Genomic DNA, 13,008 nt, shown 5'->3' on the forward strand with positions numbered 1-13,008 from the left:
CAACCTGTTTTTTCATCTCTAATTCACAATGCTAAGTAATTTGGACTCTGTTTTCGACTGTTCAGTCACGTATGAGTCAAATTAGAATCCATTCAGAATAGTAAATAAGTGTCTCAAAAAATCAATTCATACATGATAGAAGGAGGCCTCATAAGAACAGAGGAGGTTTTATCTTTGAAAAAAAACCTTATGGGTAACATGCGGATAATGTGCTGCCGTTTTGGATCGCCTGGAAGAAACTCAAGTCATATCACCTGTGTATCGTTTATAAATCGATCGCTGTGTTCCTGTCTTCTTTGAGACCCACCGGCGGGTACTTCGGTATAAGAAAATGTCATCGCCATGCAACTCATAGGCGCAGAGGTATAAATGCAAGGTCGGCTGGAAGAAAGAGCAGTAGTAACCAGGCGATTATTCCGGCAAGTAGTCCATACAAAATACACACTCCAAGATTTTCCTTAATGATTATGCCTTCCCTTCCAATAAGGCCAACGGTGGTAAGAGCTGCGACGACATTATGAATACAGATCATATTTCCCACAGCTGCTCCCACAGACTGTAACGAAAGCACCGAAACAAGATTCAACTGCGCCTCAACCGCCGTTGAGAATTGAAAGGGGCTAAACATGATATTTGAAACAGTAGCGCTGCCGGATATAAATGTTCCAAGTATTCCAACAAAGGGGGCGACCAGATACCATGCCGAGCCGGTGTACTGTGCCGCAGCCTGTGCTACTACAATGAGCATGGAATCTCTCTGGGTGGCGTCCCCTGAGTACATAAGAATGTACACCATTCCCAGAGTAAAGAAGAGCGCGATAGATGCTGGTATAATCATTTGAACGGTTTCTTTTACGGCACTAAGCGCTTCCCGGTAGGGAAGTTTATGGATAAGGGGAATGATAAGCGCGATAACTAAAAAGGGGAATATGCCAGGATTATACAGTGGCTCCACATTGCGGCTCACAGTAGTTCCAAAAATCTGCTCCCAGCCAATACTCCAGGCTCGTAGTACAGGGGTAAGCTGGAAAAAAGGTACCCGTGCCAACAGTAGTATAATTCCGATGAGTATATAAGGGGTCCAGGCCTTTACCGGGCCTATTCTGGGAGCCTGCGGTTCACCTCGCCCGGCTTTAAGATCCCCTTCCCAGCTTTGTTTCCAGTTTTCATGAGGAGGGAATTTCCATTGATCTTTGGGCATCAGGAAACCGTGTTTCACTGCAGGGATAAAGATCACCATTCCAATAAGTGACCCAAGGAGTGTTGGTAGCTCCGGACCCACAAAGTTTGCGATCAATACCTGCGGAATGGTAAATACAAGGCCTCCAAACAGTGCTATTGGCCACACTCTTAGGCCAGCTCTGAATGATCCCCCTATCACTTTGGTCATCAATGAAACGAGGGCCAGGGGCATAAAGGAACCAATAAGAAAGTGTAGTATGGCAGAAAAAGCCCCTACATTGAACAGAAATTGGGTAAAAGGGACTGCTTGTCCATTAATCAAAATGGGCCACTCTGCTACTTCCTCCAGAGCTGCAAGGCCGCCCCAAATTGGAACACCGACAGCTCCAAAGGTCACTGGTGTTGTGTCTGCCATAAGAGTGGCACCAGCAGCAATAAGAGGCGGAAACCCCAATCCAACCAAAAGCGGAGCGGCTACCGCGGCCGGGGTACCAAACCCTGCTGCCCCCTCGAGAAATGAACCCATAAGCCAGGCTATGATAATTAACTGAACTCTTCGGTCGTTTGAAATTTGGGCCATTGAGTGCGATATCCCACCTATGCCACCACTTTTTCGCATTATCTGGAGTATCAGAATAGCTCCAAATACAATAAACAGTATATCTATTGTATTTATCAGGCCACCAATGGTCGCCGCGATAAGCCACAGGGGAGGCATATCCCAGAAAAAAAAGGCAATTATTGCAGCTGCAACCCACCCCAGTGGCATTGCCCGTGCAGAAGGCCACATAAAGACGATCATCAGTATACCAACCAAAAATATCGGAAAAATGGCAAGAAATGGCAGCATGTGTAATATCCCTCTTTAAAGATCAAATGATTACCTTTTCACCTACAATAATCGTTCCACCTTCAGGTTAAACAACTATGGCCTGTCCGTTGCTCTTAACATTTATAAAACTTACAGTCCCAGGGGAGTATAAAGGAATTGGAGAGGGATATGCACATAAAGATGGTATTTATTCTAATCGTTTGTTTGTTTGCTTCTGTGTATTCATCGCAGACAGATAGCCAAAATGAAGACAGATCAAAGATAATTCAGGAAAATAATGATGAAGAAGAGGAAGAGGAACCACAGCGGGTGTTTAATACTGTGGGTGTGGGGCCAGCAGGACTGGGAAGTCTTGATAGCGACAATCTTGCTGTAAGTGCTTATTATGGAAGTATGTTGATAATCAACCCTTATGTTAATGGTAGGTTTTTGCTGGAGCTTACAACCGACGTTACCGATGCGGTTTTTAGTAACTTTGAACTTGGAGTCGATATCTTTTTAGCAGATGCGTTTCTGGCTCCCTATTTTGGAATCGGACTGGGTGGGGGATTTGCAAGAGGAGCAGAAGAAAATGTGTTTGGGTTAACTGTAAGTACACAAGCCGGCCTTATCATTTTTAGAAATGCTTCTTTGCAGTTTGATCTGCACGGTAAACTTCACCTTATGCTCAACGAAATCGACCCGGGTTTTCCACACGTCTACAGTCTGAGGCTGGGGGTTTTATTTTAAAAATAAAACTAAAGTTAAGAATAAATCTGCCGAAATGAATAAAGGAGATATACCGGTCTGCCCAGAGCAGATCGGTTAAAAAAAAAGACGAAAGCAAAATAGCTTCCGTCTTTAGGAGTAGGAGAAACGGCAATTTCTCATACTTGTGTATCGGCCAGGATGGAAAAATACTTTAGCAGGGATTGCAAATATGTTGAACAAACATGCCAATGAGGCCTTTAAATATGCTGTGGTGGAAACGGAGAAGGGAAATTTCGATACTACTGCATCGGCTGAAAAGGATAGTGTCGATACCTACTCTGACCGTACTGAGCAGCTAAGACTAATTAAACACAAAATCAGCAGAGGTTTTTATAATTCGGAAAAGGTCCTTAATGATCTAAGTCACTCTTTTGCCAAGGCAGTGGACACTTCTCTTTAATTCACCTCCCCAACGCACTTCTATCCTACCTTCCAATTATCTGATTTAAAACATTGACCTTACCTTAGAAAAAGCTATACAATTAAAAATTAATTCTGGGAAAATGTTCTTTTTTTGAAAGGTTTTGGCAAAAATGAAAAAACCGAGTAATGCTTTTGGCCTGTCACTCTGTTTTATAAGTATTCTTTTATCATGCTCTTTGTTTGAGGCACGATTTCTACAGGTACAGGTAGTGATAGGAGATGTTACATTAATTCGCTCCGGAACTGAAAACGAACCCTTTTCATCTCAGTGGCTTAAAGAAAACGATACGTTGATGCTCAAGCAGGAAGCAAAAATAAAAATAGAGAGCACCGAAGGAAGTGTTTTGTATCTCAACGGACCTGCAATAGTAGCCATAGGAGAACATGAGACCGGAAAGTTGAACCTTCATTTGTCTGAAGGTGAACTGTATGCCACATCACCTGATTCAGCAGAGGCTATTTATTGTAAGACAGACGACTTGGCACTCAGAGCTGAAGAAGCTGACTTCTCCCTTTTCACCGAAACGGAGACAAAAAAAAGTAGTCTTACGGTTCTCTCCGGAACACTATCCATTGAGAGCAGGCAGAGGGGTAGTTTAGGGGCCTGTAGCACCGTTGTTTTTTATATGGGTACAGACCTGTCTTCCCAAAGTATAACTTCAGATGAAATCGAACACCTTAAAAGGTGGGTGGGAGAGAAAACGGTTAGTTCCTCCCTCAAAGAGTGCTTCTTTGCTACCACAGAAGAGCATAATCAGCCCCCGCAGTGGGTGACTAAGCCGGTGAAAAGCATAACTCAGGGTGAGCAATTGAGGGACACTTTGCTTGCTAAAAGCATAAGTGGAGAAGAGGTGACCTATAGCATTTTGGAGGGTCCCCAGGGAATGAAAATAGGTCCTGAAAACGGAGTTTTGACATTTAAACCACAAGAACCGGGAGCATTTTCGGTAAAGTTAGCAGCGGAGGAAGAAAACGGGCTTTCCAATCACATTGAGTATACTCTCAGGGTAAAAGAGAGCGAAGAAGATGCGACAGCAACGGGGGTGAATCTGAGCATGCCTTCCGTTGCTCAACGTAACGATCGTGTTAAAATTAGCGCTTCACCAGTGCCGGAAGGTTTAGATGTAAGTAATTACCAGTTTCGGTTCGATACCAACGGGGATGGAGCTTTTGATATGCCTCATGGGGGGGACTTTGGCTCTGAATCCAGTTTTGAAAAGACCTTTGAGAATGAGGGAGAAGTAAGAATAACCGTTGAGATGGCAGGGGATGAAGGGCTAACCTATACTGCACACAACTCAATTATGATAAACAAGCCCCCTGTTGCCAGCCTAAAGATTACTCCGAAAACGGGAAGGGTGGGAACTGAATTCACTTTTGATGCAGGAAATAGCAGCCGCACCGGTGAGCAGTTGGTCGCCCGGTGGGATTTAAATGGTGATGGTTCATGGGATTACCCTGTTGAGGGCGATTTCTCAGACCGTTTAGAGGTAACTCGTACTTTTAAAACCCCGGGTCTCCATAGGGTAACAGTTGAAGTACGTGATAGGAATGGTATTACAGATAGTGCTACTGCTGCGATTTCTATAGACCCGCCTCTCAGTATTAAGGAAATTGAAGGGCCTGATAGTGCCTATGCGGGGCAGAATATCCAATTCAGATGTGTTGTTTCGCAGGCGGGAAACGATATCGAAAACTATAAGTGGATCTTTAGTAGCGATACTGTAAATATAGAGAAAGCAACTGAGAATCCCGAACTTGAACTGTTATTGCCCTATGCAGGAGAGTACAGTGTGGAATGCTTTGTGCTAAGCTATACTGGTGAGCAGGTCTCACAACAAACTCAGATCCAAATCGTAAATACTCCTGCAGAGATTAGCGCAGGAGGTCCCTATAACGGGCGCGTGCATCACCCTGTTACATTCAAGGGAGATGTTCAAACTACGTTTGGAGAAATCGTCTCTGTATATTGGGATTTTGACGGAAATGGGGAAAATGATTTTTCCGGTACAGATGGAACCGTGGCAGAGCATATTTTTAGTAGCAGCGGTGATTATAAAGCTGTGTTTAGTGCAGAGTTAAGCGACGGTTCATTGCTCAGTGACACTGCTCTGGTCAGTATCGCTCACAGACCACCACAAGCTGATGCCGGGGAGGATGTTACTTCAAGGTCAGGGCGCAGAGTAAGACTAAGGGGCAACGCCACAAAAACCGATGCTCCGATCGAAAAATATGAGTGGGATTTTGATGGTAATGGCGATTTTGACTGGTATTCAAAGGAGAGTGGAGAGGTTGTTCATCGGTTTCAGGAGTATTCCCGGGCAGTGTTTAAAGTTACCGATATATACGGTGCAGTTGCACTCGACACAGTACTAATAGTAATTTGTCCAGATGATATGGAGCTTGTTGAAGAGGGGAAATACTGCATAGACCGATACGAGTGGCCCAATACCAGAGGTACTCTTCCCGAGGTTGGAATGACTTACAAGCAGGCAAGTGATGCTTGTGAAGAGATAGGAAAGAGGCTTTGTACTCCTGTAGAATGGGAAACAGCCTGCAACAGTGCAAATCAGAGACAGGCCTATCCCTATGGAAGAAGGTATGATGTAGACCGCTGCAACACTCTGGGCAATCCGCGTTCAGAAAATGAACTTGCCCCCTCTGGCTATTTTCGTGATTGTGTGGGAAGGGCCGGTGTGTTTGATATGAGTGGAAATGCAGCAGAGTGGACGGCTTCAGAAGATAACTATGAGGCTGCGGTATATGGGGGATTCTATCAGAGTGGCCAAAGAGATAGTCGCTGTGATTCAAAACTGAAACTGAAAAAAGATCAATCGTACTTCTACACTGGATTTAGATGTTGCAAGTAATAGTAAGAAAAATAGTTCAATTTTATGAGAGTGGAAACAGGTGGTGGTTAGCGTTACTGAGTGGGTTAATGTATCCCCTTGCATTACCGCCCTTTAACAGTGAACTGCATCCTGCATTCACGTTCTTTCCTCTTATTTCAGTTGTAGCACTTATTCCGCTCTTTTTTCTGGTTACCAGAACGCCCTTAAAAAGAGCCCTGTTTCACACCTTTCTATTCTCCTTTTCACTTTGCCTGGGCCAGTTTTATTGGATAGGGTTTGTGACCGCAGACGGCCTTTGGATTCTAATTTTTGTGGGAATGTTTTTGGTATCGGCTGCAGTAGCTCTCTTTTACTTGTGTGCTGCATTGATGTTTCGGTTTTTCTACTTTAATGTACCACGCTTTTCCTTGTTGGCGTTTCCTGCCGCGTGGATTCTAATTGATTATTTTCGCACACTTACCGATATCTCTTTTCCCTGGGCTTTCCTTGGATACTCCTTAACAGGTTTTCTTCCCCTGGCGCAGTTAGCTTCGATTACCGGAGTCTGGGGGCTTACCTATCTTATTGTTATCGGTAACATGCTGATTTATGAGCTGCTGAAATCTTACTACACCAGGGGCTCATTAAACAGGGGAAATAAACTACACTTCTCCGCTTGGGCTGTAATCGTTTTAGTGGCCAGCATTTGGGGCTGGGGCAGAATGGGCTCCGAATTAGACGGTGAAGGGGAAGTAAAGGTAGCGTTGCTTCAAAGCTATATGGACCAGTTTAACTGGACTGGTAACTCTATTGACACAGCTTTTACCGTTACTGAGGAAATGATTTCAGAAACTATGGCTGAAAGTAAGCCAGATTTGATGATTTTGCCCGAAAGCGCTTTGCTTTGTTACCTTGAAAGGCAATTGGAGCGGCGCAGACGAGTGCAAAAGTGGGTTTCGCAATCCGGTGTACCACTTGTAGTAGGGGCGCTTCACTGGGATGAGGCCCAGGAGGGTGAGAGCGCGGGAAGACGTTTTAATGTGTATAATTCGGTTTTTCTGGTTGAACCGGATGAAGCAGAGCTAATACCCTATCATAAGATCAAACTGGTGCCTTTTAGCGAAGCTATGCCATTTGAGGCGAATTTCCCTATTCTTTCCAGAGTTAATCTGGGGGGGGCTGGTTTCAAAAGAGGGAAGGAGGAAACCATATTCCACATTGATGACAGGATAAATGGAGCTCCTTTTATTTGCTATGAAATTATTTATCCCGGCTTTGTACGAAACAGACTTGATGAAACGACTAATATGCTCATTAATGTCACCAATGACGGGTGGTTTGGACGTTCTTCCGGACCCTTTCAGCACGCTTCAATGGCACAGATGCGTTCAATTGAAAATGGTATATCTTTAGCCAGATCTGCTAACTCCGGCATCAGTATGAATGTCGATCCACACGGGCGTATCCTTCAGAAAAGCCCATTGTATGAAAGAGTTATTCTAACGGGCAATCTGCCTCTAAAGCGACTACCTACACTCTATTCCCGCTTTGGAGATTGGGTTGTGGTCTTTTCTTTTCTGTTAGTTGTATCGGGTGTTCTTGGCATTTTTTATACCAAAGTTAGAAGTAAAAATAGCAGTGAAGATTGTAGAGACCTCAAAAAACCTCATAACCGAAAAAAAACCAGCGAAAATCGAGTTGTCAGATAGCGTACGCTTCAAAACCGTAACATGGCTATTATGGCCTGAACAGGTCCAATCTCACTCTCTAAACTAGTAAAAATGGTGTTTTTCTGCCGTAGGGCTCCTATTCACATTATAAAAAGAAGAAACTATTATTTATATTATTCCATTATTCTGAGAGTGATAGAGTTAGAGATTTGATAAAAAATGTCCTACAAAAATTGGAGGAGTCCGTTCGATGTTAGATATCCAGCGCATAAGAGAGAACCCTGAACAGATAGCGCAGGCTGCAGTAAGAAAGAAAGACCCTGTAGATATACCTGCAATTATTGAGCTCGATAACAGGCGCCGGGAAGTTATTGGGGAAGTAGAACGTCTTAAAAGCTTACGAAACACTCGTTCACAGGAGATATCAGCACTGAAGAAGCAGAAAAAAGACGCATCTTCATTGATTGCAGAGATGAAGGAAGTCTCTGAAACGATAAAGAAAATGGATGAATCGCTTTCAGAAATTAACGACGAGCTTCATCAGTTGCTTATCCGTGTTCCCAATGTGCCTCAGGATTCCGTTCCGAAGGGGAAAAGCGAGGAGGACAATGTTGTTGTGTCTGAGTGGGGAGAGAGTGGTGAGTATGATTTTAAGCTCAAAGATCACCTGGAACTTGGCACATCACTCGACATTATTGATTTCACCAGGGGGGCTAAAGTTACGGGGGCAGGATTTCCGGTTCTTAAAGGTGCGGGGGCGATGCTTGAGCGTGCTCTGTTAAACTTTTTCCTCGATACACATGCAGCAGAAAATGGATATCATGAGATTTTTCCGCCTTTTTTGGCAAATAGGGAGAGCCATTTTGGTGTTGGGCAGCTTCCAAAAAACGAAGAGCAGATGTACTATATTGGAGCAGATGACCTTTTCTGTATTCCCACCGCAGAAGTTCCGGTAACAAATCTTCACAGAGCTGAAATACTTAGTCCTTCTCAGCTTCCCATTAAATACTGTGCCTACAGCGCATGTTTCAGACGGGAGGCGGGTTCTTACGGTAAGGACACGAAAGGGTATCTCCGTGTTCATCAGTTTAATAAAGTTGAGTTGGTAAAGATTGTTGAACCGCAAAAATCTGCCGTTGAGCATGAGGCGCTTCGCAAAGATGCAGAAATGATACTTCAGAAACTTGGCTTAAAATACAGAGTCCTTGAGCTTTGTGATGCTGATCTGTCTTTTGCCGGCGCTAAGTGTTATGATCTGGAGGTGTGGGCTCCTGCAGAAGGAAAATTCCTGGAAGTGTCTTCATGTAGCAATTTTGAAGATTTTCAGGCCAGAAGAATGAATATTCGCTACAGACCTGAAGGTGAAAAGCGACCAGCATTTGTACATACTATAAATGGTAGTGGGCTTGCGACTGCAAGAATAATTGTGGCATTGCTTGAGACATATCAAACCAAAGAAGGTTCTGTTCGTATCCCACCCGTACTCCAGCCTTATATGCGTGGGTTGACTGAAATTACCTCCTGAATAAATTTCGGGTGAAAATGGAGACTCTATGTCTACATCAAGAAAAAAAATTTTATGGGTAGATGATGAGATTGAGTTTTTCAGAGCTCATATTAGCTATCTTGAAACTCGTGGGTACTATGTTATTCCGGCATTCAATGGAGACGATGCGATTGAAAAAATCAAAAATGATCCAGATTTTTTTGACATCGTTTTTATTGATAAATTGATGCCTGGTAAAGACGGACTTGCTACTCATTCAGAAATAAAAAAAATCTCATTCACCACACCTGTAGTATTGCTAATAAACAGGGCTACTGATAAAAAAGAAATAGCAAGGTCCTTAGAGACCAAAATTAGTGCTTTTGTTACAAAACCTGTCGGTTGTTCTCGGTTGTTATCAGTATTAAAAAACCTTTTCGACAAAAAAGAAACTGATACCAGGCATATTGTGGAAACGTTCTTAAGGGATTACACTCAAATTAAGAATTTGCTCTCGGCATCATCATTGGATTATGCGGGATATATTAAGCTGTACCAGTCTCTTAACAGGTGGAGTATTAAACTGGATAAGGTGGACAATGAGGAGCTGCGACAAATGCATGCAGGGCAGGTATCTGACTGTAATATGCATTTTAGTAACTTTGTATCAGAGCAGTATGTTCGTTGGGTCAGTGGGTGTTCCAAAAAACCACTCTTGTCAAATGATGTAATGAAGAAAGTTGTTGTTCCAAAGCTTATAAAAAAGCAACAGGTAATACTGATTGTTTTAAGTGGTATGAGAATGGATCAGTTTGTTTTGATGGAATCTTGGTTAAAGAAGGCCTTGTCCTATAAAAAAAGATACTTTTTCTCAGTTTTACCTTCTTCTTTTCAGTATTCACATCGTTCGCTTTTAAGCGGCCTGTTACCTGCTGAGCACTCTGCAGCCTGCATGGGTTCATCTGTTATGGATTCCCTTAAGCTGGGGTTAAAAAAACACTGCGATTGCGAACCGGCCGCAAAACATATTGATGCTTCCGGGAAGAATAATTACAGCAGTTTGATTTCGCAAGTGAATAGAGATACCCGGTCTTTTATTGTGATTACTTCTGATATTATGGAGCATCTTAAATCAAATAAAGGGACCTCAAAAACTTTTGAAGATGATTCTACACTTAGAGAACAAACCTGTGAATGGGTAGCACAGTCATCTATCGTTGATTTTATTAAAGGTATATCCAATGAAAGCAGAGAAGTAATACTAACCTCCGATCATGGACATGTTTATAGTACCAGGTGTACTGAAATCTATGGTACAGATGAACTACCGGAAAACAGGAGGTATTTTACCGGAGAACGGATAAGCTCAGATGAAAGGAATGCTTTGTATATTTCTGAACCTGAGCAGTATGCTCTTCCAAACACTTCACCTCAATGTAAATGGCTTATTGCCCGTGAAAACTTTTGTTTCACTAAACCTGGTAAGTTTGAGATGTCACTTCAGCAAAGCAGGTTCAGTTTTCAGCAAGGGGGTATTTCGATGGAGGAGATGATTATGCCATTATATATATGCAGCCCCAAATAGGGTGTGTAGTGAGACGTCAGTAGTACACCGTGATAAAAAGATTAAAAAGGTATAGGTAATGATCCTGCTTACAAAATCAATTATTGAAACACGAGCTATAGGTGAAAAGTTAGCGTTATATGCAACACCGGGAGATGTATTTTCTCTTGAAGGGGATCTTGGTTGTGGTAAGACTGAATTGGTCAGAGGTTTTGTACATGCTCTTTCACCCGACGCATATGTTCGCAGTCCTACCTTTTCTATAGTAAATACGTATGAAACTTCTAAGCTGCCGGTTTACCATTTTGATTTTTACAGGTTAGCAGATCCTTTTGAGCTTGATACCATAGGTTTTATGGAGTATGTTGATTCTGAAGGGGTGTGTTTGATAGAGTGGGGGAATATGTTTAAGGATTCACTTCCCTGTGAAGCAAAAACCATTCGTATCGAGGAATCCGGGGAGAATGAGCGTATATTAAAGAGTGATTTTGATTTTAACCTGGAGAACGTATCGTGAGTAGTGCTATATGTCAGGTGTACTATTTAACCGGAACAGGAAACAGCGTTCAAATTACCAAAAGACTTGAAGCTGAGCTTGGAGCTGAGATTAGGGGAATGGCTTCGTTTCAGTCAGAACAGAAAATCAGGGTTGAGTGCGATATGCTGGGGTTAGTAGTGCCGGTTTATTTCCTCGACATACCACATTTTGTAAAAGAGTTTGTTTCTAAGCTTGAGATTCATCCTGATACATTCGTTTTTTCAATAGTACACTGTGGGGCTCTTCCTGGCTTTTCACTCTCTACTCTACACAAAATGATAGAAAAAAATGGGGCAAAACTAAACTCTGCACATATTGTTTACATGCCTGATAACAGTATCGTTTTTTATACCAAAAAAGAAAAAATACACAAAATGCTTCAGGACTTCGATCACCGACTCAATGAAGTAATTGCTTCTCTGAGGGTGAAAAAGGAAAAGTCTGTAAAACGTGATACACCAACTTTCTTTTTACCTGAGATTACTAAATCAATATTCCATCTTTTTGGTGTAAACAAAAAAAGGGTACTAGCTCAGCAATGTATCAACTGTGGGTTATGTAAACGGCTATGCCCGGTAGAGTGTATCAGTTACACTGATGGGGAACCTGTGTGGAAAAAAGGATGTGTATACTGTTTTGCCTGTATTCATTGGTGTCCAAATCGTGCTATCAGATTTGGATCTTTGAAAATAACAGACAAGAGTGGTTACACAAATCCAAATTGCAGTGCAGAGGAGATTGAAGCTCAGAAGTTTGTTAGCTAAAATTAATATCCCTCAGCCTTTTCAGAGTTATTCGTCTTCCTTAAACAACTTCCCTTTATTATCAAGCAGCCATTTAGCATAATCCCGGTACACAGTATTTAAAAGTGTTTGGGTACTGTCTTTTGCTGGATCAATGTTTATGGCTTGTGAGAGCAGTTCTGAAAACCGGGATTTATCGTTGTTCTGCAGTGCAAATGATTTTGCACCAGTTACAAAGGTAGACGCCCTGTTGTTTGAAGAGTATTGAAGGGCTTTCTGGAAGTGATAGTTTGCTTTTTCTTTATCACCGCCAAGGGATGAAGGTGCGGATGCAAGGTAGATACTCAGCGCTTCATGAGCCGAACCGTTACCAAAATTACTTTTGAGCTCAACTGTTTTCTGTAGCATCGACAGAGGGCGTCTGGCTGTAAGACCCAGGGCAAAATCTCTTCTGTCTGCATTAACCGCTCCAAGCCACGCTGCGGATGCCCAATAAAGATAGGAGGTGTCGGCAAGAGAAACTCTGCTCAGCGCTGAATCGACTGACCCGCTTCGTATTTCAGCTTTTATTCCGGGATGAATCAGATCGAGCCCGTTTAAGATATAATCTCTGCCTCTGAGAAAGTGGCTTTTGGCTCGCTGGCGCAGCGCGTTAGCCTGTATGGGGTCGCTACTCATAGTGTCCGCCTGCATCATTAAGAAAACCTGTGCATTAAGAATAAACAATTTGCCGGTTGATAAGTGTAGCTGCGGGTTTTTGTTGTCCTGATTTAACAATATTTCATGAAACTTGATGGTGAATGGCAGGGCATCTCTAACCAATTGAGGATCATCATCACCAGTGAATACCGTTGATTCCTTTGCGAGATTATCGCTGATATTTCTAAGCATCATCTGGCGTGGGGAACAACCAAACATAAAAGCAATAAGCATAACAGAGATAAAAAAGATTATTTTCATGGCTCAAATCGTAATAAAAGGGTTAAAAT

10 protein-coding genes are annotated in these 13,008 nt (G+C 42.7%); 8 read left to right on the forward strand and 2 right to left on the reverse strand.

The genetic code is table 11. The annotated features are described in order from the left end of the window. Positions 1 to 349: 349 nt before the first annotated feature. Complete coding sequence (locus QA601_03025; GenBank protein ID MDG5814036.1) at positions 350 to 2,032, reverse strand: L-lactate permease; 1,683 nt, start codon at positions 2,030 to 2,032, stop codon at positions 350 to 352. A gap of 150 nt (positions 2,033 to 2,182) precedes the next feature. On the opposite strand from QA601_03025, the gene QA601_03030 reads away from it, so the two are divergent. From QA601_03030 to QA601_03065, 8 genes are all read left to right on the forward strand, one after another. After that, positions 2,183 to 2,743 carry a hypothetical protein gene (locus QA601_03030; protein MDG5814037.1) on the forward strand — a complete coding sequence of 187 codons (561 nt, stop codon included), beginning with the start codon at positions 2,183 to 2,185 and terminating at the stop codon, positions 2,741 to 2,743. Positions 2,744 to 2,933: 190 nt separating this feature from the next. After that, positions 2,934 to 3,164, forward strand: a complete 231-nt coding sequence (locus QA601_03035; GenBank protein ID MDG5814038.1) for a hypothetical protein — start codon at positions 2,934 to 2,936, stop codon at positions 3,162 to 3,164. Between the two features lie 133 nt (positions 3,165 to 3,297). Beyond that, complete coding sequence (locus tag QA601_03040; protein ID MDG5814039.1) at positions 3,298 to 6,057, forward strand: PKD domain-containing protein; 2,760 nt, start codon at positions 3,298 to 3,300, stop codon at positions 6,055 to 6,057. Further along, entirely contained in the window at positions 6,045 to 7,727 is a 1,683-nt protein-coding gene (lnt, locus tag QA601_03045) for an apolipoprotein N-acyltransferase (protein MDG5814040.1), read from the forward strand. Before QA601_03040 ends, lnt begins: the two co-directional genes overlap by 13 nt. Before the next feature lie 211 nt (positions 7,728 to 7,938). After that, positions 7,939 to 9,213, forward strand: a complete 1,275-nt coding sequence (gene serS / locus QA601_03050; protein MDG5814041.1) for a serine--tRNA ligase — start codon at positions 7,939 to 7,941, stop codon at positions 9,211 to 9,213. Positions 9,214 to 9,241: 28 nt separating this feature from the next. Then, entirely contained in the window at positions 9,242 to 10,759 is a 1,518-nt protein-coding gene (locus QA601_03055) for a response regulator (GenBank protein ID MDG5814042.1), read from the forward strand. 58 nt (positions 10,760 to 10,817) lie between these two features. Next, a complete protein-coding gene (tsaE, locus tag QA601_03060; GenBank protein ID MDG5814043.1) occupies positions 10,818 to 11,255 on the forward strand; it encodes a tRNA (adenosine(37)-N6)-threonylcarbamoyltransferase complex ATPase subunit type 1 TsaE in 438 nt (145 codons plus the stop codon). After that, entirely contained in the window at positions 11,252 to 12,040 is a 789-nt protein-coding gene (locus QA601_03065) for an EFR1 family ferrodoxin (GenBank protein ID MDG5814044.1), read from the forward strand. The genes tsaE and QA601_03065 overlap by 4 nt, the downstream gene beginning before the upstream one ends. Before the next feature lie 27 nt (positions 12,041 to 12,067). Here the strand turns inward: QA601_03065 and QA601_03070 are convergent, their stop codons facing one another. Next, on the reverse strand, positions 12,068 to 12,979 hold the full coding sequence (locus tag QA601_03070; protein ID MDG5814045.1) for a TRAP transporter TatT component family protein: 912 nt from the start codon (positions 12,977 to 12,979) through the stop codon (positions 12,068 to 12,070). Between the last annotated feature and the right edge of the window lie 29 nt (positions 12,980 to 13,008).

The sequence above is a fragment of the Chitinispirillales bacterium ANBcel5 genome, assembly GCA_029688955.1.
In the GTDB taxonomy this organism is placed as follows: Bacteria; Fibrobacterota; Chitinivibrionia; order Chitinivibrionales; family Chitinispirillaceae; genus Cellulosispirillum; species Cellulosispirillum alkaliphilum.